The sequence below is a fragment of the Streptosporangium sp. NPDC049248 genome (assembly GCF_040678965.1).
GTDB lineage: Bacteria > Actinomycetota > Actinomycetes > Streptosporangiales > Streptosporangiaceae > Streptosporangium > Streptosporangium fukuiense.
The window spans coordinates 24,960-49,803 of the sequence record NZ_JBFAQY010000024.1; the positions used below are offsets into that span (position 1 = coordinate 24,960).

At 70.4% G+C, this 24,844-nt stretch carries 20 protein-coding genes; 15 read left to right on the top strand and 5 right to left on the bottom strand.

Going from position 1 to position 24,844, the window contains the following annotated elements; translation table 11 throughout:
* Positions 1–116 precede the first annotated feature (116 nt).
* On the top strand, positions 117–683 hold the full coding sequence (locus AB0K21_RS32750; protein ID WP_364155512.1) for a sigma-70 family RNA polymerase sigma factor: 567 nt from the start codon (positions 117–119) through the stop codon (positions 681–683).
* Positions 670–1,746 carry a hypothetical protein gene (locus AB0K21_RS32755; RefSeq protein WP_343966784.1) on the top strand — a complete coding sequence of 359 codons (1,077 nt, stop codon included), beginning with the start codon at positions 670–672 and terminating at the stop codon, positions 1,744–1,746. The genes AB0K21_RS32750 and AB0K21_RS32755 overlap by 14 nt, the downstream gene beginning before the upstream one ends.
* A 97-nt stretch (positions 1,747–1,843) precedes the next feature.
* Here the strand turns inward: AB0K21_RS32755 and AB0K21_RS32760 are convergent, their stop codons facing one another.
* Positions 1,844–2,863: an LLM class F420-dependent oxidoreductase gene (locus AB0K21_RS32760; RefSeq protein WP_343966782.1), complete on the bottom strand. Its 1,020-nt coding sequence runs from the start codon at positions 2,861–2,863 to the stop codon at positions 1,844–1,846.
* A 110-nt stretch (positions 2,864–2,973) separates the two neighbouring features.
* On the opposite strand from AB0K21_RS32760, the gene AB0K21_RS32765 reads away from it, so the two are divergent.
* Positions 2,974–4,464, top strand: a complete 1,491-nt coding sequence (locus AB0K21_RS32765) for a sulfatase (protein WP_343966780.1) — start codon at positions 2,974–2,976, stop codon at positions 4,462–4,464.
* Here the strand turns inward: AB0K21_RS32765 and AB0K21_RS32770 are convergent.
* Positions 4,396–5,148: an FCD domain-containing protein gene (locus tag AB0K21_RS32770; protein ID WP_343966778.1), complete on the bottom strand. Its 753-nt coding sequence runs from the start codon at positions 5,146–5,148 to the stop codon at positions 4,396–4,398. The genes AB0K21_RS32765 and AB0K21_RS32770 overlap by 69 nt on opposite strands.
* Before the next feature lie 70 nt (positions 5,149–5,218).
* Between AB0K21_RS32770 and AB0K21_RS32775 the strand changes: the two genes are divergently transcribed.
* The 12 genes from AB0K21_RS32775 to AB0K21_RS32830 all read left to right on the top strand — a co-directional run bounded on the left by AB0K21_RS32775 (position 5,219) and on the right by AB0K21_RS32830 (position 21,598).
* The gene (locus tag AB0K21_RS32775) at positions 5,219–6,001 is read left to right on the top strand and encodes a (Fe-S)-binding protein (RefSeq protein WP_343966776.1); all 783 of its coding nucleotides are present in this window, start codon (positions 5,219–5,221) and stop codon (positions 5,999–6,001) included.
* The gene (locus tag AB0K21_RS32780) at positions 5,998–7,410 is read left to right on the top strand and encodes a lactate utilization protein B (protein ID WP_343966774.1); all 1,413 of its coding nucleotides are present in this window, start codon (positions 5,998–6,000) and stop codon (positions 7,408–7,410) included. The genes AB0K21_RS32775 and AB0K21_RS32780 overlap by 4 nt, the downstream gene beginning before the upstream one ends.
* Entirely contained in the window at positions 7,407–8,027 is a 621-nt protein-coding gene (locus AB0K21_RS32785) for an LUD domain-containing protein (protein WP_343966771.1), read from the top strand. Before AB0K21_RS32780 ends, AB0K21_RS32785 begins: the two co-directional genes overlap by 4 nt.
* Positions 8,028–8,304: 277 nt before the next feature.
* A complete protein-coding gene (locus tag AB0K21_RS32790; protein ID WP_343966769.1) occupies positions 8,305–9,132 on the top strand; it encodes a sirohydrochlorin chelatase in 828 nt (275 codons plus the stop codon).
* A 60-nt stretch (positions 9,133–9,192) separates the two neighbouring features.
* Positions 9,193–10,275, top strand: coding sequence for a nicotinate-nucleotide--dimethylbenzimidazole phosphoribosyltransferase (gene cobT, locus AB0K21_RS32795; RefSeq protein WP_343966767.1), 1,083 nt, complete (start codon positions 9,193–9,195; stop codon positions 10,273–10,275).
* A gap of 154 nt (positions 10,276–10,429) precedes the next feature.
* On the top strand, positions 10,430–11,662 hold the full coding sequence (gene cobA, locus AB0K21_RS32800) for a uroporphyrinogen-III C-methyltransferase (protein WP_343966931.1): 1,233 nt from the start codon (positions 10,430–10,432) through the stop codon (positions 11,660–11,662).
* A gap of 290 nt (positions 11,663–11,952) precedes the next feature.
* Positions 11,953–14,616, top strand: a complete 2,664-nt coding sequence (locus AB0K21_RS32805; protein ID WP_364155517.1) for a GTPase — start codon at positions 11,953–11,955, stop codon at positions 14,614–14,616.
* A complete protein-coding gene (locus tag AB0K21_RS32810; protein WP_364155519.1) occupies positions 14,613–16,253 on the top strand; it encodes a GTP-binding protein in 1,641 nt (546 codons plus the stop codon). Before AB0K21_RS32805 ends, AB0K21_RS32810 begins: the two co-directional genes overlap by 4 nt.
* A 138-nt stretch (positions 16,254–16,391) precedes the next feature.
* Complete coding sequence (gene ssb, locus AB0K21_RS32815) at positions 16,392–17,186, top strand: single-stranded DNA-binding protein (RefSeq protein WP_343983551.1); 795 nt, start codon at positions 16,392–16,394, stop codon at positions 17,184–17,186.
* Between the two features lie 614 nt (positions 17,187–17,800).
* Positions 17,801–19,114: a GGDEF domain-containing protein gene (locus AB0K21_RS32820; RefSeq protein WP_364155521.1), complete on the top strand. Its 1,314-nt coding sequence runs from the start codon at positions 17,801–17,803 to the stop codon at positions 19,112–19,114.
* 250 nt (positions 19,115–19,364) lie between these two features.
* Positions 19,365–21,029, top strand: a complete 1,665-nt coding sequence (gene ettA / locus AB0K21_RS32825; RefSeq protein ID WP_343983545.1) for an energy-dependent translational throttle protein EttA — start codon at positions 19,365–19,367, stop codon at positions 21,027–21,029.
* 128 nt (positions 21,030–21,157) lie between these two features.
* Positions 21,158–21,598, top strand: coding sequence for a thioesterase family protein (locus AB0K21_RS32830; RefSeq protein ID WP_343983542.1), 441 nt, complete (start codon positions 21,158–21,160; stop codon positions 21,596–21,598).
* A gap of 74 nt (positions 21,599–21,672) precedes the next feature.
* Here AB0K21_RS32830 and AB0K21_RS32835 read toward each other — a convergent pair whose 3' ends face one another.
* Genes AB0K21_RS32835 through AB0K21_RS32845 form a run of 3 tightly spaced genes read right to left on the bottom strand, consistent with a single transcriptional unit; the run spans position 21,673 to position 24,706 of the window.
* Positions 21,673–23,208, bottom strand: coding sequence for a glycoside hydrolase family 13 protein (locus AB0K21_RS32835; RefSeq protein WP_364155524.1), 1,536 nt, complete (start codon positions 23,206–23,208; stop codon positions 21,673–21,675).
* Positions 23,209–23,238: 30 nt separating this feature from the next.
* Positions 23,239–23,637 (bottom strand): globin, encoded by a 399-nt coding sequence (locus AB0K21_RS32840; RefSeq protein WP_030917961.1) that lies wholly within the window; start codon positions 23,635–23,637, stop codon positions 23,239–23,241.
* Positions 23,638–23,656: 19 nt separating this feature from the next.
* Positions 23,657–24,706 carry a mechanosensitive ion channel family protein gene (locus tag AB0K21_RS32845; protein WP_364155526.1) on the bottom strand — a complete coding sequence of 350 codons (1,050 nt, stop codon included), beginning with the start codon at positions 24,704–24,706 and terminating at the stop codon, positions 23,657–23,659.
* Positions 24,707–24,844: the final 138 nt, after the last annotated feature.

Below are 24,844 nucleotides of genomic sequence, written 5' to 3' on the forward strand. Positions count from 1 at the left end.
GACAAACCTGGCCGGTGGCGGGCGGGCCCGGCTTCCGGCGCAGGATGTTCGGCGGACGAGCCGGATGTTTTTTCGCCCCGCCGGTGATCGGGGCGCACGGAAAGGCACTACTGGGTGTGGATGATCCAGAAGCGCGATTCACCGCGCTGTACGACCGGCACTACCGCAGCGTGCTCGGCTACGCGCTGCTCCGTGCCGAACGGCAGGAGGCCGAGGACGTCGCGAGCGAGACGTTCCTGATCGCCTGGCGGCAGCTGGAACGCCTGCCCGAGTCTCCGCTGCCATGGTTGCTCGGCACCGCCCGCAACCTGCTGCGCGCGCAGCGGCGTTCCGGGCTGCGGAAGCGGGCGCTGGCCGAAAGGCTGGCCGAACTGGCCCCGGCGGGCGACGTGGCCGACCAGGTCGCCGAGCGCGAGGTCGCGCTGGCGGCGCTGGCCGGCCTGTCCGAGCAGGACGTCGAGGCCGTGGTCCTGGCCAGCTGGTACGGCCTCGCCCCGGCCGATGCCGCCAGGCTCGCCGGATGCTCGGCCCGCGCGTTCACGGTCCGCCTGTACCGCGCCCGCCGCCGCCTGTCCCAGGCGCTCGATCTAACCTCACCGATCCCCTGCGGCACCGCGCCGCGCCCCACCTTGGGTTCCAGGCCCGGGGTCTCCCAACTGGAGGTATCAGATGAACGACGTTGACGAGCGGGTCCGCGCGCTACGCCCGGACGCCCTCACCGAGGACGCCCACCGGCGCCGCCGCGAGGCGGACCTCGCCCGCGCCTTCGCGGAGGCCAGGCCCCGGCCCCGCTCCCTGTTCCGTCCCACCTTCCGTCCGGGGTTCCGTCTCACCCCGAAGGTCGCACTGGTCGGCGCCCTCGTCGGGCTGGCCGCGGCGGTGACGGCGCCGGCCGTCGTGACGGGGACGATCGGGTTGCGGGGACCGGGCGGCGGCCGGACCGCCGAGCTCGTCCCCCCGCTCTCCAGCTCCGCCTCCACGCCCGGCGCACCGGTGGTCACGCTTGACGCCCGGTCGTTCCTGCTGGCCGGCGCGGAGACGGCGGCGCGCGAGGTCGCCCCGAAGGGCCGGTACTGGTTCGAGCGCACCAGGACCTTCGAGCCGGTCGGGGCCGGCGCGGTCGTCGCCCACACCGACGAGATCTGGTCCGACGGCCGGAAGGGGCGGAGCTCGTCCAGTCAAGACGTCAAGATCACCTTCGAGACCCCCTCCGACGAGGCGGCGTGGAAGGCCAAGGGATCTCCGTCCCTGTGGTCCTCCCCTGAGACCAGTGACTTCGCCATGATCCTGCAAATAGGGCTCGGCGCCAAGACACTGACCGTGGGGGAGGAGCAGAAGCTGCCCGGCGACGTCGAGGGACTTGAGCGCTGGCTCCGCTCGGCGCATCGCGAGGGGCCGTTCGCGGACTTCGTCTTCGAGGGCGCGCGCCACCTGCTCTCCATGCCGACGAGCGCGGCCACCCGTGCCTCGATGCTGCGCATCCTGGCCGACCAGCCAGGACTCGTGCTGAAGCAGGACGTCCTTGACCCGCTCGGTCGCAAGGGCACCGCGGTCACCACCGCCAACGGCCACCACACCCTGGTCATCGACGAGTCGGGGGCGCGCCTGCTGGCCTTCCGCTACGACGGCCCGGACGAGAAGCCCCAGGCGGGCACCGCCAACTCCGTGTTCGTCCCCGCCCGCAAGGGCTTCAAGGTCGCCTACGAGAGCTCCGGCTGGGTCGGGGAACTCGGCGCCAGGAAGTGATCTTTCGCCCCGTCGTCCGGGAGGGGGCGGCGGGGCACCCGCCGGATCCGGCGCGTCCGTCACTCCCGCGGGGGCGGGGCGGACCCGGCCCAGTACGTCAGCCCAGGACCAGGTCCCTGATCGTCCGCAGGGAGGCCTCGTCGCGGGGGCCCATCACCAGGAGGTTGCTCACCGGGCTCTTGCGCCACAGCTCCAGGCGTTCGCGGATGCGGCCCACCGGGCCGACCAGGGAGATGCCGTCGGCCAGTTCGTCGGGGATCGCGTTGAACGCCTCGTCCCTGCGTCCGGCCAGGTAGAGCGCCTGGATCTCCTCGGCGGCCTCGGCGTAGCCCATCCTGCCGATGATGTCGGCGTGGAAGTTGCGGCTCTTGGCGCCCATGCCGCCGATGTAGAGGGTCAGCATCATCTTCACCCCGTCCAGCGCCGCCCTGACATCGTCGGTGATCAGTGTCATGACCATGGCGGCGATGTCGAAGTCAGGCCCGGCGCCGGCGAGCGAGGGGCCGTACATCCGCTCGATCTTCTCGGGGAACACGAAGAGCGGCAGCCAGCCGTCGGCGATCTCGGCGGCGAGCGCGACGTTCTTCGGGCCCTCCGCGCCGAGATAGAGGGGGATCTCACCGCGGAGCGGGTGGGTGATCAGCTTCAGCGGCTTGCCGAGGTTCGCGCCGCCAGGGTAGGGCAGGGGATAGTGCTCGCCGTCGCTGGTCACCGGCTCCTCACGGCGCCAGACCTTGCGCATGATCTCGACGTACTCGCGGGTGCGGGCCAGCGGCTTGGGGAACGGCCGGCCGTACCAGCCCTCGACCACCTGGGGGCCGGACGCGCCGATGCCGAGCAGCAGCCGCCCGCCGGTGAGGTGATCGAGGGTCATCGCGGTCATCGCGGTCGCCGCCGGGGTCCTGGCGGAGATCTGCACCACCGATGTGCCCAGTTTGATGCGGGACGTCCGCGCGCCGTACCAGGCCAGCGGGGTGAAGGCGTCGCTACCGTAGGCTTCCGCGGTCCAGACGGACTCGTACCCCAGCCGTTCCGCGGCCTGGACGAGTTCGGTGGCGTCGTCGGCGTCGCGCTGCCAGTAGCCGAGGTTCAGGCCGAGTTTCAGATCGGTACTCACCGGGTCTCCTCGCAACGTAAGGCCGGACACGCTCCGCAATTAGAACACGTTCTACATTGGTCGGTCGAGTGTGAGGTGTCGAAATTCGGTCTCCCGGGAAGCGTCCATCTGTGCTCTATGCAGCTCGCAAGCTCCTCTCCCTGATCTTCCTGCTTGCCCTCGCCGTCACGGGAGCGATCCCGGCCGTGGCGCACGCGGCGGAGCGGCCCAACATCGTGCTGGTCCTCGTTGACGACCTGGATGCGGGGGATCTCCAGAAATTTCCCAACATCTCAAACCTCCTTGCCAGGAGCGGCACCAGCTTTGACAGGTTCTTCGTGCCGAACTCCTGGTGCTGCCCGTCACGCGCGTCGATCATGCGCTCCCAGTACGTGCACAGCCACGGAGTGCTGACCAACACCGCCCCCGAGGGCGGTTTCACCAAGTACCACACGACCGGTCTGGAACGTTCCACGCTCGGGACCTGGATGAAGTCGGCCGGCTACCGCACCGGCCTGATGGGCAAGTACCTCAACCACTACCCCGGCGGCGCCACCGCCGCCACCTACGTGCCACCCGGCTGGGACGAGTGGGACGTGCCGGTGCGCAGGCTCTACGAGGAGTACGGCTACACGCTCAACGAGAACGGCGCGTTGCGGGCCTACGGCTTCGCGCCGGAGGACTACCTGGCCGACGTGCTCAGTGCGAAGGCGGGGGCGTTCGTCTCCCAGCCGGGCGACGACCCGTTCTTCCTCTACCTCGCCCCGATCGCCCCGCACAATCCCGCCAACTACGCCCCCCGGCACGAGGCCGCCTTCGCCGGGGCGGTGGCTCCGCGCACCCCGTCCTTCAACCAGCCGGATGTCAGCGCCGAGCCGCTCTGGCTCAGGTCGCTCCCGCAGTTCGACGCCAGGAAGGTCCAGAAGATCGACCGGCACTACCGCGACCGGCTCCGGGCCATGCTCGGCGTGGACGACATGGTGGGCGCCCTGATCGAGTCCCTCAGGGTCTCCGGCAAGCTGGATGGAACGTATATCTTTTTCGCCTCCGATAACGGGTTCCACCAGGGCCAGCACCGGCTCGCCCAGGGCAAGACCACCCCCTTCGACGAGTCCATCAAGGTGCCGCTCCTGGTCCGCGGCCCCGGTGTACCGGCGGGCCACGTCGTCGGCGACATGGCCTCCACGGTCGACCTGGCCCCGACGTTCGCCCAGCTGGCCGGTGTCACGCTCCCCGACTTCGTCGAGGGCCGCTCCCTGCTGCCGCTCCTGCGGGGCCGCACGCCGCCCTCGTGGCGCCAGAACGTGCTGCTGGAGTTCAACCGCCCGACGGATCCGGGCTCGGCCCGCCAGACCCCGGTCCCGGCCTACCAGGGCATGCGGACCGCCTGGCACACCTTCGTCCGCTACTCGACCGGCGAGTACCAGCTCTACGACCTCGTCGCGGATCCCTACCAACTCCGCAACATCGCGGCCGAGACCCCGCTCTCTGTGATCGCCCGGTTCAACCAGCAGCTCGACGCACTGGTCTCCTGCTCGGGCGCCACCTGCAGGTCAGCCGACTCGGTCAAGCCGCCCGTGCTGCCCGTCCGGCCCCTCTTCCTCGGCCCGTGGGGACCGTGAGATGCCGGGGTAGGCCCGCAGCAGGTGGGCCTCGACGGCGGCGGCGGCCCCCGCCGCGTCCCCGGCGACGATGGCCCGGTGGATCCGATGATGATCGGCCATCAGCCCTGACGTGTCGCCCAGACGCTCGACCGCGCCGACCGCGTAGCGGCGGAGCGAGTCACGCAGCGAGAGCATCATGGCGGTGGTCAGCCTGTTGCCCGACGCCTCGGCGATGGCCACGTGGAAGGCCGTGTCGTGCTCGACGAACTCCTCCGCGGTCGTCGAGGCGTCCATCCTCTCCAGCGCGGCGGTCATGGCCGACAGGTCCGCCCCCTGTGCCGCGGCATGCGCGGCGGACCACTGTTCGATCATCAGCCGGGCGTCGACGACCTCCGCCAGCGACAGGTTCGACAGCCCGAGATGGAGTCTGAGCAGGTCGCTCAGGGCGTCCGCGGGTCTGGAGATGAGGCAGGCCCCCGCGTCCGGTCCCCGCCCGACCTGCGACGACACCACGCCCAGCGTCTCCAGAACCCGCATCGCCTCGCGTACGGACGACCGGCTCACCCGCAGTTGCTCGGCCAGTTGCCGCTCGCCGGGCAGGCGGTCGCCGACCGTGAGCCCGTCGTCCGCGATGCGCCGCTCGATCTGGGCGATCACGTCCTCGAACGCCCGGGTGCGCCGGACCGGTTGCCAACCGCCCAAGGGGGCCTCCTCTTGTGAGGGAATATGGTCAGACCATACTATGGTCTGACCATAAAGCGTAAGGAGTACCGTGCGCGTCGCCCTGTTCATCACCTGCGTGAACGACACGCTCTTTCCCGGCACCGGGCGGGCGGTCGTCACGCTGCTGCGCCGCCTCGGATGTGACGTCGAGTTCCCGCGGGCGCAGACCTGCTGTGGCCAGATGCACGTCAACACGGGGTACCCCGAGGAGGGCAGGCGGCTCGCGCGGCACTTCGTGGACGTCTTCGCCGAGTACGACGCGGTCGTCGCGCCGTCCGGGTCGTGCGCCGCGATGGTCCGCGAGCAGTATCCGCGTCTGGCCCGCACCCCCGCCGGAGCCCCCGCGGGGGAGAGGCCCCCGCCCGGCCCGTTCGCCGCGGAGGTGGCCGAGACGGTGCCGAAGGTCTACGAGCTCTCGGAGTTCCTCGTCGACGTCCTCGGCGTCACCGACGTCGGCGCCTACTTCCCGCACCGGGTGACCTACCACCCGACCTGCCACTCGCTGCGCGGCCTCCGCCTGCAGGACCGGCCCACCCGCCTGCTCGAGCAGGTCAGGGGCCTGGAGCTGGTCCCGCTCCGCGGAGCGGACGAGTGCTGCGGCTTCGGCGGCACCTTCGCGCTGAAGAACCCGGCGATCTCCGCCGCCATGTGCGCGGACAAGGTGCACAATGTCGTGACCACCGGTGCCGAGGTGCTGTGCGCGGCCGACAACTCCTGCCTGATGCACATCGGTGGTGCCCTGGCACGCCAGCGCGCCGGTGTACGGATCATGCACCTCGCCGAGATCCTCGCCGCCACGGAGAGCGGCGACGACAGGGCGGTGCGCGGATGAGCGGGAGCGCCACGTTCCTCGGCATGCCGGCCTTCCCCGCGAACGCCGCGGTCGCCGTGCGGGACTCGCAGCTCAGGTACAACCTCCGCAAGGCCACCCACACGATCCGCGGCAAGCGGGCCGCCATGGTCGGTGAGCTGCCCGACTGGGCCGAGCTCCGCCGGGCGGGCAAGGAGATCAAGGACCACACCCTGCGCAATCTGGAGCACTACCTGGTGCGCATGGAGGAGGCGGTCACCGCGGCGGGCGGCCACGTTCACTGGGCGGCCGACGCCAAGGAGGCCAACCGGATCGTCGCCGACCTGGTCAAGGCCACCGGCGAGACCAGTGTGGTCAAGGTCAAGTCGATGGCGACCCAGGAGATCGGCCTCAACGAGGCACTCGAACTGGAGGGCATCACCGCCTACGAGACCGACCTGGCCGAGCTGATCGTCCAGCTCGGCGACGACTGGCCCTCGCACATCCTGGTCCCGGCGATCCACCGCAACCGCGCGGAGATCCGCGAGATCTTCCGGGAGAGGATGGCCGACTGGGGGCGCGCCGCGCCGGAGGACCTGACGGACGACCCCCGGGCCCTCGCCGAGGCCGCCCGGCTCCACCTGCGCGAGCGCTTCCTTTCCACCAGGGTCGCGATCTCCGGCGCCAACTTCATGATCGCCGAGACCGGCACGCTGGTGGTGCTGGAGTCCGAGGGCAACGGGCGGATGTGCCTCACCCTGCCCGAGACGCTGATCAGCGTGGTCGGCATCGAGAAGCTGCTGCCCGGCTGGCAGGACCTGGAGGTCTTCCTCCAGCTGCTGCCCAGGAGCTCCACCGGCGAGCGGATGAACCCCTACACCTCCACCTGGACCGGTGCGGTCGAGGGACAGGAGTTCCACCTGGTACTGCTCGACAACGGCCGGACGAACGTGCTGGCGGACGAGATCGGCCGTCAGGCGCTGCGCTGCATCCGCTGCTCGGCCTGCCTGAACGTCTGCCCGGTCTACGAGCGGGCCGGAGGCCACGCGTACGGCTCGGTCTATCCGGGACCGATCGGTGCGATCCTCACCCCGCAGCTACGCGGCACCGCCTCGAAGCTGGACGCGTCGCTGCCGTACGCCTCGACCCTCTGCGGCGCCTGCTTCGACGCCTGCCCGGTCGCGATCGACATTCCCGAGGTCCTGGTCCACCTGCGCGGCAAGGTCCGCCACGCGCGCGTCGAGCGCCTGGGCATGCGTGCCGCCGGGTGGGTGTTCGACCGCCCCGCGCGGCTGGCACGTGCTCAGCGGCTCGGCGGCCGCCTGCGCAGGTTCGTCCCCGGACGCCTGCCGGGCCCGCTGTCGGCCTGGACCGACACGCGTGACATTCCCGATATTCCTCCCGAGTCATTCCGTGACTGGTGGGACCGTACGGACGGAGGCGTTCAATGACCGCTGCGGGCAGCAGGGAGCTGATCCTGTCGCGGATCCGCTCCGCGGTGGCCGGGGCCGGCGAGGTCGAGATAACCCGCGCCTACCGCACCTCACCGGACCCGGCCCGCGCGACGGGCCTGGTGGAACTGCTCGCCGAGCGGGTGGCCGACTACCGGGCGGTCGTGCACGTGGTGGACGAGGGAGAGGCGGCCGCGACGATCGCGGCGGCGCTGGCCCGCCGGAGCGCCACCCGGTTGGTCGTCCCCGAAGGGCTGCCATCCGAGTGGGTTCCCGGAGAACCGGTCACCGATGATCCGCCGCTGAGCGCGGCCGAGCTGGACGGGGTGGACGGTGTCGTCACCGGGTGCGCCGTGGCGATCGCGGAGACCGGCACGATCGTGCTGGACGCCGGCCCCGGGCAGGGGCGCCGGGCGTTGACCCTGGTACCGGACTATCACCTGTGCGTCGTGCGCGCCGGGCAGATCGTGGCCGGCGTTCCCGAGGCGGTCGGCAGGCTCGACCCCTCCAGGCCGCTGACCTGGATCAGCGGTCCCTCCGCGACCAGCGACATCGAGCTGAACCGGGTGGAGGGCGTGCACGGCCCGCGCACGCTGGAGGTCGTCGTCGTCCGCTGACCCGGCGGGGAAGGCGCGTCGGGCGCGAAACACGGATGTGGCCGTGCTGGACGTCTCCGGCATGCCCGGCTAGCGTGCCAGGGCGTGTGATCCACAGGCTCGGCCGGCGGACGGCTGTCGCCCGCCGGAACCGATCCGATCTCCACCGTCCATCACGTTCGCAGAAGAAAAGGCGGAATTTACCGATCCGTTACCTGCCCACGTGGTGTCATTATCGGATATTGTCGCGAGTCGTTACTGCGTAACCCCAGGTCAAGGTCATTGGAGTCCTGTTTCCATGAAACCGCCGCTGCTGCTCATCGGGCAGGGCTCGCACGACGACAACGGATCCGTTGAGTTCGGCAGGTTCATCCATCGGCTCCGCTGCCGACTGGACCAGACGGCGGCGGACGTCTCCGGCGGCTACATCGCCAAGGCCAGGCCGCGCCTCAGCGACTCCGTCGCGTCGCTGGTCGCGCGCGGGCATCACCGGATGGTGGCCCAGCCCATGAGCCTCACCGGCGGTACCTGGCTCGGCACGGACATCCCCTCCGCGATGGCCCGCGAGCGGGAGAGACATCCCATGCTCACCTGCGACTACGGCCGTCCCCTGGGCTCCGACCCCCGCGTCCTCGCGCTGCTCGCCGAGCGTCTGGCCGACGCCGCCGCCGAGGTCGCCAGCCTCCGGCTGGTCCCCGCCGCCGCCGGGCCGCTCGACGACGAACCCGAGCACATCGAGATCGGCGAGACCGCCGTCGTCCTGGTCGGCGACGGCTCCACCAGTCCCGAGTCCAACGCCGACGTGCACCGGGTCTCCCGGCTCTTCTGGGAGACCCACGCCCATGAGTACATGACCGTGGAGACGGCGTTCGTCTCCCTCACCCCGCCCGGCGTCCCCGGCGGCATCGAGCGCTGCCGCCGCCTCGGCGCCAAGCGTGTGATCGTCGTGCCCTACCTGCTCTTCGCCGGCGGCCTGCTCGACCGCGTCTGGGCTCAGGCCATGGCCTACGCCGCCGGCCACTCCAACCTGGACGTTCGCTGCGCCGACGTCATCGGCGACTGCGAGGGTCTGGCCGACGTGGTCATCGAGCGCTACGAGGAGGCGCTCAGCGGCATCGCCTGGTGATCCGGCGATGCGGTTTCCGGCGTTTTTTCGAATGCTGGTTTCTGGAGGAGACTGGAGCGCATGACCATCCTCCAGGAGACCATCGCGGCGATCCGTCCCGCCGATCCGGCGGCCGTCGCCGAGGCCCGAGCCCACCAGGACCGCCTGACCAAGCCCAGGGGCGCGCTCGGCGCGCTGGAGGAGGTGGCGATACGGCTGGCCGGGGCCGCGGCGGTCAGCCCGCCGCCACTCCCGGTTCCCGCGGCTCTGGCGATCTTCGCCGCCGACCACGGTGTCCACGCCAGGGGCGTGACCCCGTGGCCGCAGGAGGTCACCCTGCAGATGGTCGGCAACTTCCTCGCGGGCGGTGCCGTGGCCAACGCCTTCGCCGCCCAGGTGGGAGCCTCGGTGACGGTCGTCGACGTCGGCGTGGCCGCCGACCTCGACCCGGCGCCGGGACTGACGATCAGTAAGATCGCGTACGGTACGGCCGACCTGTCCCGCGGACCGGCGATGACCCCCGAGCAGGCGGTCGCGGCCCTGGAGGCCGGGATCGCCCATGCCCGCGGTCTCGTCGACGGAGGCGCCCGCTGCCTGATCACCGGGGACATGGGCATCGCCAACACCACCGCCTCGGCCGCGTTGATCTGCGCGTTCACCGGACACGAAGCGGCGGCCGTGACCGGCAGGGGAACCGGCATCGACGGCGAGACCCTGGAACGCAAGATCGAGGTGGTCCGCGAGGCACTCCGGGTGAACGGTCTGGAGCGGGGGCCGGGCGCCGCCTCCCCGGTGTCCGCCCTGGAGACGCTGGCCGCGGTCGGCGGCCTGGAACACGCGGCGATCGCCGGATTCGTCCTCGCCGGGGCCGCTCTGCGGGTGCCGGTCATCCTGGATGGTGTCATCGCGGGAGCGGCGGCACTGGCGGCGGCGGCACTGGCGCCCGACGTCGTCGACCACTGCGTGGCCGGGCACCGCTCGGCCGAACCCGGTCACGCCGCGGCCCTGGATCACCTGGGCCTGCGTCCCCTGGTGGAGCTGGAACTCCGGCTCGGCGAGGGCACCGGTGGCCTGCTCGCCCACCCGCTCGTCTGCGCCGCGGCCAGGGTGATGCACGAAGTCGCGACCTTCGATTCCGCCGGTGTGACGGACAAGGAAGCCTGACCTGCGGAAGTCTTAAGCCGGCCGGTTGACAACAGTCAGCCCTTTCTTGACATCTGTTAACACAGGTGCAGCAAAGAGAGCCCCGTTAGCCGGTAGGTTTACCTCCTAAGCACGTCATGATTCGCAATTCCTCGTGAACGGGAGATCGGTCACCATGTCGCCCTACCTGCTCGGCTTGCGCCTCTCCGGGCGGCGGGTGCTCGTCGTGGGCGGCGGGCGCGTCGCCCAGCGGCGTGTGCCGGCGCTGCTCGACGCGGGCGCACTGGTCACCATCGTCTCGACGAGCGTCACGCACGCCCTCGACGATTTCATCGCGACAGGCCGGGTGACCTGGGAGGCCAGGCGCTACCAGGCCGGCGACGTCGACGGGGCCTGGCTGGTGCAGGCCTGCACGGACAACCCCGAGGTGAACGCCGCCGTGGCCGAGGAGGCCGAGGCGAAGCGGATCTGGTGCGTGCGCGCCGACGACAAGGACGCCTCCGCGGCCTGGACCCCCGCCAGCGGCAAGGTGGACGAGATCAGTGTGGCGATCACCGCCGGAGGCGATCCCCGGCGTGCCGCCGGGATCAGGGACGCCGTCGTGGGAGCCCTCAGGGACGGTACGGTCGACGCCCGGCGTAACCGCACCAAGCCCGTGGGCGTCGCCCTGGTCGGCGGTGGCCCCGGCGACCCCGGCCTGATCACGGTCCGTGGACGGCAGTTGCTGGCCCAGGCCGACGTGGTCGTCGCCGACCGGCTCGCCCCGCAGGCCCTGCTCGACGAGCTCTCCCCGGACGTCGAGCTGATCGACGCCGCGAAGATCCCCTACGGTCGTTACATGGCCCAGGAGAGGATCAACGAGCTGCTGATCGAGCACGCCAGACAGGGCAAGTTCGTGGTCCGGCTCAAGGGAGGCGACCCGTTCGTCTTCGGCCGCGGCGGCGAGGAGTTGCTCGCCTGCGCCCGCGAGGGCATCCCGGTGGTCGTGGTCCCCGGCATCACCAGCCCGGTCGCGGCGCCGGCCGCCGCCAACGTGCCCGTGACGCATCGCGGCGTCAGCCAGGAATTTCACGTGGTCTCCGTACACGTCCCGCCGGGCGACGAGAGATCCACGGTCGACTGGCCCAATCTGGCCAGATCCGGCGGCACGCTGGTGCTTATGATGGCGGTCGAACGGATCGGAGTGATCGCCGAAACATTGCTCTATAACGGACGTTCGCCGGAAACTCCCGTAATGGTGGTACAGGACGGTACCCTTCCGACCCAGCGCGCTCTTTACGCCACGCTCTCCACTGTGGCGGAGCGCGTAAGCGCGGCTGAGATTCGGCCCCCTGCGATCGTGATCGTCGGTGATGTCGTGAAGGTCGGCCAGGAGGTCGAGATGGTTCGAGCGGAGCGAGTACCGTGAAATCGGCTTCCAACAGGCCCCCCCAATCGGGTGGTGGCCGTAACCCTCGCCTCGTCGGCATCCCCCAGGAGCCACCCGACGGCCCCCCGTCGGATGACCAGGAATCTCCCGGCGAGCAGACGGTGACTTTCGGCGCCATCCGCCCAGACGATGACGCCGCCTCCGTCCGCGCTCGCGCCCAGCCCGCCGCCGGTGCGGCCGGTCCCGCCGCGCCTCCGGGCAGGAGAGCCGGTCCGGCCGCACCGGGCGGGGCGGCGGGTCCAGCCGCACCCCCCGCCTCGGAGGAGGCGATGGCGGCCTTCCACGCCGCCGCGGCCGCCGCGCAGGCCACGATCGCCGCCATCACCACTTCCCGGGAGGTGGGCAGGCCCGCCGCCGGCGCCCCGGGCAGCCGCCCCCCGGGTGCCTCTCGCGGCGGTCCCGCGCCGGCCTCCCCCGGTGCGGGCGCCCCGCCGGCCGCTTCCCGCGGCGGTGCCCCCGCCCTTCAGAAGGCCCCTCGTGGTGGTGCTCCAGCCTCGCCGGGTGCTCCCCGTGGAGGCGCTCCCGCCCCGCCGGGGGCGGACCCGGGGCAGGGGGCCCCTCCTTCCCCCGGAGCTTCGCGCGGTGGCGGCCCTGCCACCGCTCCTCCCGCTGTCCCCCCGAGACCGGGCGCCCCCGCCTCCCAGGGGGAAGTCGCGGGAGCTTCTCGCGGTGCGACCTTCCGTCCGGGGCCCGCTTTCCCGAGCGCTCCCCGTGCCGGCGGCGGCCCCGTCACACCTTCTCCTCCCGGCGCACCTGCTCCCCAGGCCGCTCCCGGTGCGCTCTTCCGCCCGGGCGCCCCCGTTCCCCCGAGCGCTCCCCGCACCGACGGTCCCGGGGAAGGTGCCGCGGCCCCCTCCCGTACGGCGAGCGACGGCTCTTCCCCCCGGGCCGAGGCCGCCGCTCCGCCCCTTCGGGGGAACAGACCCCAGGAGAAGCAGGAGGAGCCGGACGAGGTCGTCGTCCTCCTCGCGGATGACGAGGAGCCGGAAAACGAAGCGGAGAACGACGCCGGGACGCCTGACGCCGACGGGGCCGAGGACGGGGCCGAAGACGGTGGCGATGCCGGAGCGCGGGTCCTGGCCGGCGACGGGGGTCAGCGCGACGCCGAGCCCGCCGAGATCGATGAGCAGGCTCCGCAGGAGGGTGAGAGCGGTGCGGAGGCCCAGGGCGATGGCGAGGCCGACGGGAACGACGGGGACGAGAAGGCCGGAGGCAAGGAGGACGCGGGGTCGCCGGGCGGCCGGGTGCGGGAGACGCCGCTTCCCGAGGCCGTCTCCAAGGCCCTGAGCAGCGCGCTCACCGCCGTACGCGCCGGCGTCACCGACCTCGGTTTCGGCCTGGACATCCCCGGGGCCGAGGAGGCCAGGCGGGTCCAGAGCGAGATCCTGGCCCAGCTCGACGACTACGTGATCCCCCGGGTCCACACGAGCACCGCGCCCGCCCTCGTCGTGGTCGCGGGCTCCACCGGCGCGGGCAAGTCCACGCTCCTCAACACGCTGGCCAACGCCAAGGTCAGCGCGACCGGTGTGCGCCGTCCGACGACCGGGACGCCTGTCCTGGCCTGCCACCCCGACGATCACGAGTGGTTCGCCGAGGGCGACCTGCTCGGTAGCCTCCGGCGGCTCAGCGAGCCCGACCCCGGGGCGGCCTCCGGCGGCCTCGTGCTCGTCTCCACCGAGCGCCTACCTCCCGGTGTGGCACTGCTCGACACCCCCGACATCGACTCGGTGGTCGAGGAGCACCACGAGATCGCGCACCGCATGCTCGACGCGGCCGATCTGTGGATCTTCGTCACCACCGCCGCCCGCTACGCCGACGCCCCGGCCTGGCGGCTGCTCCGCCTGGCCAAGGAGCGTGGAGCCAAGCTGGCCATCGTGCTCTCCAGGGTGCCGGCCAAGTCCAGAGAAGTGATCACCAAGCACTTCGTCAGGATGCTCACCGAGTACGGTCTCGGCGAGGTCGACCGGTTCGTCGTCAACGAGGGCAAGGTCACCGACGGCATGCTCCCCGACCACGAGGTGAGCGAGCTGCGTTTGTGGCTGACCGAGCTGTCGGTCGACGAGCGGCGTCGTGAGCAGGCCGTGCGGGCCACCCTGGACGGGGTGCTGAACAGCTTCCGCACCCGGGTGCCCGCCCTGGCCAAGCAGCTGGAGATCCAGGTCGCCTTCCGCAGAGATCTCCGCGCCGACGTGGAGAGCGCCTACGCCCAGGCACTGGTCGAGGTCGACGAGAGCACCGGCGACGGTTCGCTGCTCCGAGGTGAGGTCCTCGCCCGCTGGCAGGACTTCGCCGGTTCCGGTGATCTCATGCGTACCCTTCAGTTGCGCAAGCCCGGCCGCCTCGCGGGCAAGGCGAGCCATCAGGCACCCGAGCGGCTCAGCGCGCTGAGATCCGCGCTGCGGACGGGGTTGGAGTCGGTGGTCGTCTCGGCGGCGCAACGGGCCGCGGAGGAGGCCGCCTCGCGTTGGTTGAACCGTCCGGGCGCGCAGGAGATCCTGGCGGCCGCCGAGCTCGGCCAGGCGTCCGACGACCTCCCGCGCAGGGCCGGCCGGACCATCGCGGCCTGGCAGGAGCACATCACCGAGCTGATCCGCACCGAGGGGGTGACCAAGCGATCGGTGGCCAGGGTGATCTCGTTCGACGTCGAGTCCCTGTCGCTGATCCTGACCATCGGGCTGCTCGGTTACGGCGCCTCGGAGGCGCGGAACGGCACCGGTGCGCTGCCGCAACGGCTGGTACACGCGCTGCTCGGCGCGGAGTCGCTGCGCAACATCGGGGTGAAGGCCCGGAGCGATCTCCGCGCCCGGATCGGCATGCTCTTCGACGACGAGACGGCGCGTTACATCCAGGCCCTCGATGGCGCCGGCATACCGGATGAATCCGCCGCCACCCGCCTTTACCAGGCAACGTACAACCTTGAGGTCGCCCGATGAGTGTTGGCACCACCCAGTCACGCCAAGGTCTCGGCAGCCGGCTCGCCGCGCTGGCTCGGATCGTGGAGCTGGGGCCGGGCAGGGTCGAGCCCAAGCTCCTCACCGAGTCGGGGCAGCTGCTGCTGCGTGCCGGTGACAGGCTCAAGCTCTCCTCCGACCACACGGTGGTCGCGCTCGCGGGAGGCACGGGCAGCGGCAAGTCGACGCTGTTCAACTCGATCTCCGGCCTGGAGCTGTCGCCGACGGGAGTGCGCCGCCCGACCACCGCCCGTACCCACGCCTGCGTCTGGGGCCTGGACGGCGCAGGCCCGCTGCTCGACTGGCTGCAGATCCAGTGGCGTCACCGCTTCGCGCGGGCCAGTGCCCTGGACCGCGGGGAGAGCCGGCTGCACGGGCTGATCCTGCTCGACCTGCCCGACCACGACTCCATCCGGGCGCTGACCGACAGTGAGGCCGACCGGCTGATCCAGGTCGCGGACCTCGTCGTGTGGGTGCTCGACCCGCAGAAGTACGCCGACGCCTCCACGCACCGGCGTTACGTGACCGACCTGGCCGGGCACGAGGCGGTGACGGTCTTCGTGCTCAACCAGTCCGACCGGCTCGACGAGGAGGAACTGGCCGAGTGCGTCGCGGACCTGGAGGACCTTCTCCACCGCGAGGGGGTCGAGCACCCCGTGGTCGTCACCACCTCGGCGATCACGGGTACGGGCGTGGACGACCTCAAGGCGGTCCTCGCCGAGACCGTGTCCAGGCGCAGGGCCGCCACCCAGCGCCTGGAGGCCGACCTCGACCGGCTGACGCTCCGCCTGGCGAAGGTCATGCCCGCCGACGGCACCCCGGCGCCGCCCTCCTCCATTGACGACGCCCGCCGGATCGGCCTCACCGACGCCCTCTGCGACGCGGCCGGAGTTCCCGCCGTCGGCGAGGCGATGGAGAACGTCTACGCCGCCAGGTCCGGTGAGTGGGTCGGCTGGCCCTACACCCGCTGGGCGGCCAAGCTCCGCCCTGATCCGTTGAACAGCCTGCGCCTGGGCGACCTGCGAGACGAGATCCGCAGCCTGACCGGTGGCTCGGTCAGCGCGCAGCCGGCCGAGGTGGACACCGCCGTGCACGCCCTGGCCGACGGCCTGACCTCCGGCATGCACGAGGCGTGGCAGAGCGGGATCAGGGATGCCGCGCGCTCCCGCTCGGCGCAGCTGCCCCAGGTGCTGTCGGAGGAGCTCTCGGAGGTCGCACCGCGCCTGGACCGGGTCCCCGGCTGGTGGCGGCTGCTTCTCGCCTGGCAGTACCTGCTGGTCCTGCTCTTCGTCGCGGGCCTCGCCTGGGTCGGTACGGCCCTGGTCTACGGAGTGTTCGGCACGGGGAAGCCGCCGGTGGGGCTGGAGGTGTTCGGCGACGCCGCCTCGCTGCCGTGGGTGGGGCTGATGATGCTCTCGGTGCTAGGGCTCGGGTTGCTCACCGCGGTGGCCAGCCGTAACTTCATCGTGCTCGGCGCGGGCAACGAGCGTGACGCGCTGGAACGCGAGATGCGCCGCAGGGTCGCCGGGCTCGCGGAGAGCATGGTGATCGAGCCGGTGGAGCGCGAGCTGACCCGCTACAACGAGTTCTACTCGGCCATGCGGAGCCTGCGGGACTGATTCCCAGGGTTGTCCACAACCCGGTCGAGTGTCCGGCGGTTGTCCCCAGAACGCGATTCGGCAACTCGCGAGGGGTATGGCTCGGACCATCGTGTCTTTCACGCCGCCGGCACTCAGCCGGCGCTCATGGGAGGCACGATGAACGACATCTACGTCACGTTGACCGGTAACGTCGCGGCCACGCCACGCCAGCACACCTTCCCCGACGGCTCCCGGGTCACCTCGCTCAAGATCGCCTCGACCAGTCGTTACTTCGATCGGGAGAACCAGCAGTGGCGCAACGGTGAGACGACCTACTTCGGCGTCCGCTGCTTCCGCGGGCTCGCCGACAACGTCGCCCAGTCGGTTCAGCTGGGCCAGCCCGTCGTCGTTCAGGGACGGCTGCGGATCCGCGAGTTCACCCACGAGGGTGAGCGCCGGTTCATGCCCGAGGTGGAGGCCAACTCGCTCGGGCACGACCTGCGCTGGGGGCTCGGCAGCTTCAGCAAGCCACAGCGCGGCGGTCCGGTCGCGGCCCTGGGCAGCGCGGAGCGGATCGAGCTCGATCGCGAGACGTCCGACTGGGCGATGAGCGGCGGCGTTCCCGTCGAGGCGGAGGCACCCGGCGCCCTGCCCCCGCCGCGGGCCGGGCTCGACGACGAGCGGGCCACGCCGGGCGGGCCTGCCGAGGGAGGTGCGACCCGCGGAGAGGCCGCCTCGCATGCGGTGGATCACGGCTCCGCCGGGGAGGAGCCGGCGGCGGGAGAGGCCGTGACCAGGAGAAGGAAGGCGGCGAAGGGCACGACGAGGCGGGTGGGGGTGGTGGGGGCCGACGACCCGGCCGCGGGGGTCACCGGGGAGGAGACGGCCGGGGCCGTGCCGGGCACGGTGAAGATCCACCCAGATGTGAGCGATGAGGCACCCTGGCCGACGCGGGAGCGTGTGGCGGCCTGAGCCGCCTCCCGTTGGGAGGCCCGGGCCGCGGGCCTCCCAACCCGATCGGCCGGCCGGAACCGGAGGGGCGAAGGAATCGTTCGAGGTGGACGGGGAGTCGAATTCGGACAGGGGAATGGGCGCTGATCCGCGCAGGGGAAGAACGCGGACGGCGGGATGGGGCGGATTCGAGCAGAAGACTTGGAACAGAAGATCGGCAGAGAGGATTTCGGACGGGAGATGAGGGGCAGGCGTCCGGTGAAGCGCGGACTTCGCGGGAACAGGATGCCTGACGGAAGTGCAGGACCTCACACGGTAGGAGGGTCTGGTTCGGGCGGAGTGAGGAGGCACCGGCCGGACGCGGTCGGTGTCTCACCACGGAAGCGCGGCGACGCCGAGATAACCAGCCGATGGTCTTGCCCGTGTCAGATGCCCAGGACACCTGATTCAGGTCCAGGTCACGCCCCGCAGCATGGCTTGCTCCTTTCCCGCACGGCCCGCTCGCGAGGGAGCGGTTTCCAAAACGTAGGTCAACCGGTGGGCTGGCCCACTCCGTCAAAGGTAGCGGTTCCCATCGCGCGTCGCACACTCCGCAACTATTGTGTTACACATCGTTAGTCGGAGAGGGGGACGACATGGCGGCTCCTAGCCACACCTCGGTCAAACCGCGCGACGGCATGACACCCTTGGCCGATCGCTGGCCCCTGCTTGGACAGCGCCGCCCGCTGGTCGGCTACCTCTGCGGGATAGTAGCGCTGGATCTCGCCGCGATCGTGTTCTTCCTGGCATCCGGGGTCTTCCGCTGGTCCGATGCGCTGACCTTCACCGCGCTGATGGCGTGTGGAGCCGTGTGCATCGAGGCGACCCGGAGGCTGGGCATGCCGGCCGGCGTGCACCGGGACCTGCTCTCCGCCTGGTGGCTGCCCGCCGCGCTGCTGCTCCCGCCGCTCTACGCGCTCCTGGCGCCCATTCCGCTCCAGTTCCTGCTGCAGAGACGGGTGCGCGCGACGGTCGTCTACCGGCGGGTCTTCAGCTCGGCGGCGATCGGCCTGGCCGGATGTGCGGCCTCCCTGCTCTTCCATGCCGCGGTCGGTGACCTGAACGCGCTGACCAGGGGCGACGGAGGGCCGATCCTGGTGGCCGTCGGCTGCGCGGTCCTGTTCACGGTGATCAACACCGCGCTGATCGCCATCGCGGCGCACACCGCCGATCCCGACAGCCGCTGGCGGGAGGTCCTGTGGAACCGGGAGAACCTGCTCCTCGACGTCGTCGAACTCTGCCTCGGCGTCATCATCTCCATCACCTGCGGGCTCAATCCGGCTCTGCTGGTCCTGGCGCTGCCCCCGGTGGTGCTGCTCCAGCGCAGCCTGCTGCACGCCCAGCTTCAGGCCGCGGCCCGCACCGACCTCAAGACCGGCCTGCTGAACGCCGCGGCCTGGCAGCGGGAGGCCGACACCGAGATCGTCAGGGCGCGTCGCACCGGGGAGACGCTCGCGCTGCTGATCGTCGACATCGACCATTTCAAGAGGGTCAACGACACCTACGGTCACCTGATCGGAGACCAGGTCCTCATCGGGGTGGCCGACACCATCCGCAGCCAGCTTCGCGACTACGACGTGGTGGGCCGGTTCGGCGGTGAGGAGTTCGTCGTCCTGCTGCCCAGGGCCGACGTGACAGAGGCCCGCAGGGTCGCCGAGCGGCTGCGCTCCCGGGTGGGACGGATGGCGCTCCCGGCCGACGACAACATGATCACCGTGACCATCTCGGTCGGTGTCGCGATCATGAGCGTGCACGGGGACGACCTGATCGAACTGCTCGCCGCGGCCGACCTCGCCCTCTACCGCGCCAAGGAACTCGGCCGCGACCAGATCTGCCTGTCGGCCACCATCGTGCCTCCGGCCCGCAGGCCCGGATCCGAGGCCGCCCCCAGGTCGGCTTCTCAGCCCTGAGGACTGAGCTCGCAGCTCCTCGCCGTCGGTGGCTTCGACGGCTTGGTCCGCGTCAGGCAGTGTGACTCACCGCCCAGCCTGTGACACCGGGTGAGGCGATGTCCCGAGCCGCGGTCGACGTCCCGGGCGAACCGGGACTCCTTGCGCCTGCGGCCCTTCGGCAGGCGCTTGGCGGACTTGGTCTGCTTGGCCTGAGGGCCCGAGGTTCCTCGCAAGCACTGCTGAACTTTCCAGGCCCTAAACTAATGGCATGCCGGAGTACATCTACACACTGCAGCGCGTGCGCAAGGCGCACGGCGACAAGGTCGTCCTCGACGACGTGACGTTGTCGTTCCTGCCGGGAGCCAAGATCGGTGTCCTGGGTCCCAACGGCACCGGAAAGTCGACGCTGCTGAAGATGATGGCGGGCCTGGAGCAGCCGTCCAACGGCGACGCCCGGCTCATGCCCGGCTTCACCGTCGGCATGCTCCAGCAGGAGCCCCCCCTCAACGAATCCAAGACCGTTCTCGGCAACGTCGAAGAGGGCGTCGCCGAGACCAAGGCGATGCTCGACCGCTTCAACGAGATCGCCGAGCTGATGGCCACCGACTACAGCGACGAGCTGCTCGACGAGATGGGCAAGCTCCAGGACGCCCTGGACCACCGCAACGGCTGGGATCTCGACAGCCAGCTGGAGCAGGCGATGGACGCCCTCCGCTGCCCCCCGCCGGACGCAGAGGTGACCCAGCTCTCCGGTGGAGAGCGCCGCCGGGTCGCCCTCTGCAAGCTGCTCCTGGAGCAGCCCGATCTGCTCCTGCTCGACGAGCCCACCAACCACCTCGACGCGGAGAGCGTCCAGTGGCTGGAGTCCCACCTGGAGAAGTACCCGGGCACCGTGCTGGCCGTCACCCACGACCGCTACTTCCTGGACAACGTGGCCAACTGGATCCTGGAGCTCGACCGCGGCCGTTGCCACCCCTATGAGGGCAACTACTCCACCTACCTGGAGGCCAAGGCCGCGCGGCTCAAGCTCGAAGGCCAGAAGGACGCCAAGCGCAAGAAGCGCCTGGAGGAGGAGCTGGAGTGGGTCCGCTCCAACGCCAGGGCCCGCCAGACCAAGAGCCGGGCGCGCCTGCAGCGCTACGAGGAGATGGCCGCCGAGGCCGACAAGCACCGCAAGCTCGACTTCGAGGAGATCCAGATCCCGCCGGGCCCGCGTCTGGGCACCACGGTCATCCGGGCCGAGAAGCTCACCAAGGGCTTCGAGGAGCGCGTCCTGATGGAGAGCCTCTCCTTCGACCTGCCGCGCAACGGCATCGTCGGCGTCATCGGTCCGAACGGTGTCGGCAAGACCACCCTGTTCCGGATGATCACCGGCGGCGAGACGCCGGACAGTGGCGAGATCGTCGTCGGTGACACCGTCAAGATCTCCTACGCCGACCAGAGCCGGGGCGGGATCGACCCGGCGAAGAACGTCTGGGAGGTCGTCTCCGACGGGCTCGACTACATCAAGGTCGGCCAGGTCGAGATGCCGTCGCGCGCCTACATCGCCGCGTTCGGGTTCAAGGGGCCGGACCAGCAGAAGAAGGCGGGCATCCTGTCCGGTGGCGAGCGCAACCGGCTCAACCTGGCGCTCACCCTCAAGCAGGGCGGCAACGTGCTCCTGCTCGACGAGCCCACCAACGACCTCGACACCGAGACGCTCTCCAGCCTGGAGAACGCGCTGCTGGAGTTCCCCGGCTGCGCGGTCATCACCTCGCACGACCGGTGGTTCCTGGACCGCATCGCGACCCACATCCTGGCCTGGGAAGAGGGTTCGAACTGGTTCTGGTTCGAGGGCAACTTCGCCGACTACGAGAAGAACAAGATCGAGCGTCTGGGGGCCGACGCGGCCCGGCCGCATCGCGTCACCTACCGCAAGCTCACCCGCGACTGACCCCGCTCTCCGCCCGCGGGCAGGAGCACCTGGCACGGGTCGTGCCAGGTGCTCTCCCGGTCGCGACCGCGCGAGCCTCCGGTGCCCCGCCGTACGACGGGCAGCGGGGGCTCGCTACGGTTCTGGGTGTGTTTGGACAGAGCGTCGCGGACGAGGTCGGCCATGGCCACCGACATGTGTTCCCCAGGGCTGTCAGGTTCGCCGACATCGACTCGCTGGGTCACGTCAACAACGTGCGGTTCCTCGACTATCTGGAGGACGCGCGGCTGGGGATGTTCCACGTCGATCCCCAACGCGAGGGAAACGCCCCTTTCGCCGGACTGGTGATCGCCCGGCATGAGATCGACTACCGGCGTCCCCTCACCTTCAGACCCGACCCGGTCCGGGTGGAGTCATGGGTGACGGAGATCCGTCCGGTACGGTTCACCCTCGCGTACGAGATCCGCGACGATGACGAAGTGTTCGTCAAGGCCCGCTCGGTGATCGTGGCCTACGACGTGGGGAGTGCCTCCCCGCGGCGGCTGAGCCAGGACGAGATCGCCTACCTGCGCAGGTTCGCGATGGACTGAGGCCTTCCCCGGCCTCGACTCGGCAGGTGGCGGACGGGCCGTACCCGCGGACGTCCGCCGCCTGCCGTGAGCCGTCAGACCTCGGGGGCGTACAGCCAGACCGCGCTGTCCGGCAGGAGCAGGTGGCCCTCCACCGGGGCGCTGCCGATCAGGACGCGGTCGTGCGGCGGCAGTCGCACCGGCTGGGAACCACAGTTGATGACGCAGATCAGGGAACCCCGGCTGAAGATGAGGGCGTCCTCGGGGCTCTCCTGCCAGGTGATCTCTTCGGGCAGCGTGCCGCGGAGGTCGCGGCGGACCCGCAGGACCTCCTGGTAGAAGTTCAGCGTCGAGCCGGGATCGCTCGACTGGCGCTCGGCGGAGAGCGCGGCCCACTCGACGGGTTGGGGCAGCCAGGGCCGCGCTCCATCGGGCGAGAAGCCGTACGGTTCGGCCATGCCGGACCAGGGGATGGGGACCCGGCAGCCGTCACGGCCGGGCAGCTCTCCCTTGGAACGGGCGAAGATGGGGTCCTGACGGGCCTCCGGGGGAAGATTCCTCACCTCGGGGAGGCCCAGCTCCTCCCCCTGGTAGAGATATGCGGAGCCCGGTAGGGCGAGCATGGCGAGCAGCGCCGCACGGGCGCGGGCCAGGCCCATGGTGGAGTTGGTCAGGCCGTCGCCGTACCGGGTCACATGGCGGATCACGTCGTGGTTGGAGAGCACCCAGGTGGGAGCGGTCACCGCGGCCAGTGTGTCATCGATGATCTTCTTGAACGCGGGTCCGGACCAGGGGGCCTCCAGCCAGGCGAAATTGAAGCTCTGGTGGAGCTCGTCGGGGCGGAGGTAGAGCGCGAGATCCTCGACGGAGTCGGTCCAGACCTCGCCGACCGCCACCCGCTCGCCGTCGTAGGAGTCGAGCACCTTGCGCCAGGCGCGGTAGACCTCGTGTACCTCGGGCCGTCCCCAGATCGGCGACTCGGCCTTGAACGCCTGATCCTGCGGCGGGGTGTCCGGCAGGTCCTCGGCCTTGTACAGGCCCATCGCCACGTCGATCCTGAACCCGTCCACCCCTCGGTCGAGCCAGAACCGCAGCACGTCGAGGAACTCGGTGTGCACCTCGGGGTTGCGCCAGTTGAAGTCAGGTTGTTCCGCAGCGAAGAGATGCAGATACCACTGCCCGTCGGGGGTCCTGGTCCAGGCCGGGCCGCTGAAGGTCGACTGCCAGTTGTTGGGAGGCAGATCACCGCCGTCACGGAAGATGTAGCGATCGCGTCCCTCACCGCGCAGCGCGGCCTGGAACCACTCGTGAGCCGAGGAGCTGTGGTTCGGGACGATGTCCACGATCACCCGGAGACCGAGCCGATGCGCCTCGGCGACGAGCTCGTCGAAATCGGCGAGCGTGCCGAAAAGGGGGTCGACGTCACGATAGTCGGCCACATCGTAGCCACCGTCGGCCATGGGGGAGCGGTAGAAGGGAGTCAGCCATATCGCGTCCACACCGAGTTCCGCAAGGTACGGCAGGCGCTGCCGGATGCCGGGCAGATCGCCGACGCCGTCTCCGGAGGCGTCGGCGAAGCTGCGAACGTAGATCTCGTAGACGACGGCATCACGCCACCAGGGGGATTCCATGTGCTTTGGACTGCCCCCGCTTGACGAAGTTTATGCGTCAGGGGCGTTGATCATGCTGCTCGCCGCGTACACGAGATAGTCCCAGAGACGTTTCTCCAGGTCCTCGGGGAGCTTCAGGGAGAGCACCGCGTCATGCATGTGCCTGAGCCAGGCGTCGTGCTCGACCGAGCGGATGACGAACGGGTTGTGCCGCATCCGCAGGCGCGGGTGGCCCCGCTGCGCGCTGTAGGTGCTGGGGCCGCCCCAGTACTGGATGAGGAACAGACGCAGCCGCTCTTCGGCCCCGTCGAGATCATCTTCGGGATAAAGCGGCCGTAGCACCGGATCGGCCGCCACTCCTTGGTAGAAGTGGTGCACGAGACGCCTGAAGGTCTCTTCGCCGCCGACGGCGTCGTAGAAGGACTGGGATTCCCCGGGGGTAACGGACACGCCTCCAGCCTAATTGACGTCAGCCGGCGATCGGGATTTCGGCTCGGTCGAGGGCGGACTTGACCCGGACGCGGAGCTCGCGGGCGACCTCGGCCTGCCGGGAGGGGATGGTCTTGACGCTGATCCTGAAGATGACGGCGGTGTCGGAGATCTGCTCGATGCCCCAGACCTGCGGCTCCTCGACGATGATGGAGTCGCGGAAGGCGAGGTCGTTCCATATCTCGTCCGCGACCTGCTTGAGCAGGTCGCGGACCGCGGGGATGTCGGAGGCGTAGGCCACGGGCACGTCGACGGTGGCGCGAGACCAGCCCTGGGACTCGTTGCCGACGCGGGTGATGGTGCCGTTACGGATGTACCAGACCCGGCCGTCGCTGTCGCGCAGGCGGGTGATGCGCAGGGTGACGGCCTCCACGGTGCCGATCGCGGTGCCCGTGTCGATCACGTCGCCCACGCCGTACTGGTCCTCCAGGAGCATGAACATGCCCGCGATGAAGTCCTTGACGAGTTCCTGGGCGCCGAAGCCGACCGCCACGCCCAGAATGCCCACGCTGGTCAGCAGGGGGGCGATGGGGACGGAGAGCCGCTCCAGGACGGTCAGCGCGGCGGTGCCCAGGATGATGATCGAGGCGACCGGCTTGAGCACGGAACCGATGGTCTCGGCCCGCTGCCTGCGCCGCTCGGCCACGATCGCGTCGAGGCCCTCCGGGGTCACCGCCTCCCTGCCGCGTAGCCGCCCCGCCAGGGACGTGCGCTCGGAGGAGGCCTTCCGCACCACCCGGCTGATCAGCCGGTGCGCCACGTTGCGCAGAGCCAGCGCGATGACCACGACCAGCGCGATGGCGATCATGCCCGCGATGGCGGGAGCCGCCCAGCTCACCGGGACGATCATCTGCACGAAGTCGCAGATCATCCCGCCACCGTCCCCGCAGCCCTTTGTCAGACCCGCGCTCATGTCGAGCAGCTCCTCGACCACGACTCCAGGGTCGGGGGTCGAGGTGACGCTCGGGGTCACGCTGGGAGTCAAGCTGGGGGTGGGGCTGGGGACGGGCGTGGGGGAAAGCAGGAACACGGAGTGGATCCCTCTCGGATCGGATCGACGAGTCAGATGGGCGAGTCATGCGACCTACCCATATTGCCGATCGAACCGGCCTCCGTCACATCACGCCGGGGAAGACGGGGACATCCGGATCTGGGGCCGCGGAGGCGG

What these genes read in the sequence shown, in the direction of transcription:
- AB0K21_RS32820 (WP_364155521.1), top strand. Translation starts at nt 17,801, where the DNA reads ATGGCGGCTCCTAGCCACACCTCGGTCAAACCGCGCGACGGCATGACA.
- AB0K21_RS32810 (WP_364155519.1), top strand. Translation starts at nt 14,613, where the DNA reads ATGAGTGTTGGCACCACCCAGTCACGCCAAGGTCTCGGCAGCCGGCTC.
- cobA (WP_343966931.1), top strand. Translation starts at nt 10,430, where the DNA reads ATGTCGCCCTACCTGCTCGGCTTGCGCCTCTCCGGGCGGCGGGTGCTC.
- AB0K21_RS32755 (WP_343966784.1), top strand. Translation starts at nt 670, where the DNA reads ATGAACGACGTTGACGAGCGGGTCCGCGCGCTACGCCCGGACGCCCTC.
- AB0K21_RS32785 (WP_343966771.1), top strand. Translation starts at nt 7,407, where the DNA reads ATGACCGCTGCGGGCAGCAGGGAGCTGATCCTGTCGCGGATCCGCTCC.
- ssb (WP_343983551.1), top strand. Translation starts at nt 16,392, where the DNA reads ATGAACGACATCTACGTCACGTTGACCGGTAACGTCGCGGCCACGCCA.
- AB0K21_RS32790 (WP_343966769.1), top strand. Translation starts at nt 8,305, where the DNA reads ATGAAACCGCCGCTGCTGCTCATCGGGCAGGGCTCGCACGACGACAAC.
- AB0K21_RS32835 (WP_364155524.1), bottom strand. Translation starts at nt 23,208, where the DNA reads ATGGAATCCCCCTGGTGGCGTGATGCCGTCGTCTACGAGATCTACGTT.
- ettA (WP_343983545.1), top strand. Translation starts at nt 19,365, where the DNA reads ATGCCGGAGTACATCTACACACTGCAGCGCGTGCGCAAGGCGCACGGC.
- AB0K21_RS32805 (WP_364155517.1), top strand. Translation starts at nt 11,953, where the DNA reads ATGGCGGCCTTCCACGCCGCCGCGGCCGCCGCGCAGGCCACGATCGCC.
- AB0K21_RS32780 (WP_343966774.1), top strand. Translation starts at nt 5,998, where the DNA reads ATGAGCGGGAGCGCCACGTTCCTCGGCATGCCGGCCTTCCCCGCGAAC.
- cobT (WP_343966767.1), top strand. Translation starts at nt 9,193, where the DNA reads ATGACCATCCTCCAGGAGACCATCGCGGCGATCCGTCCCGCCGATCCG.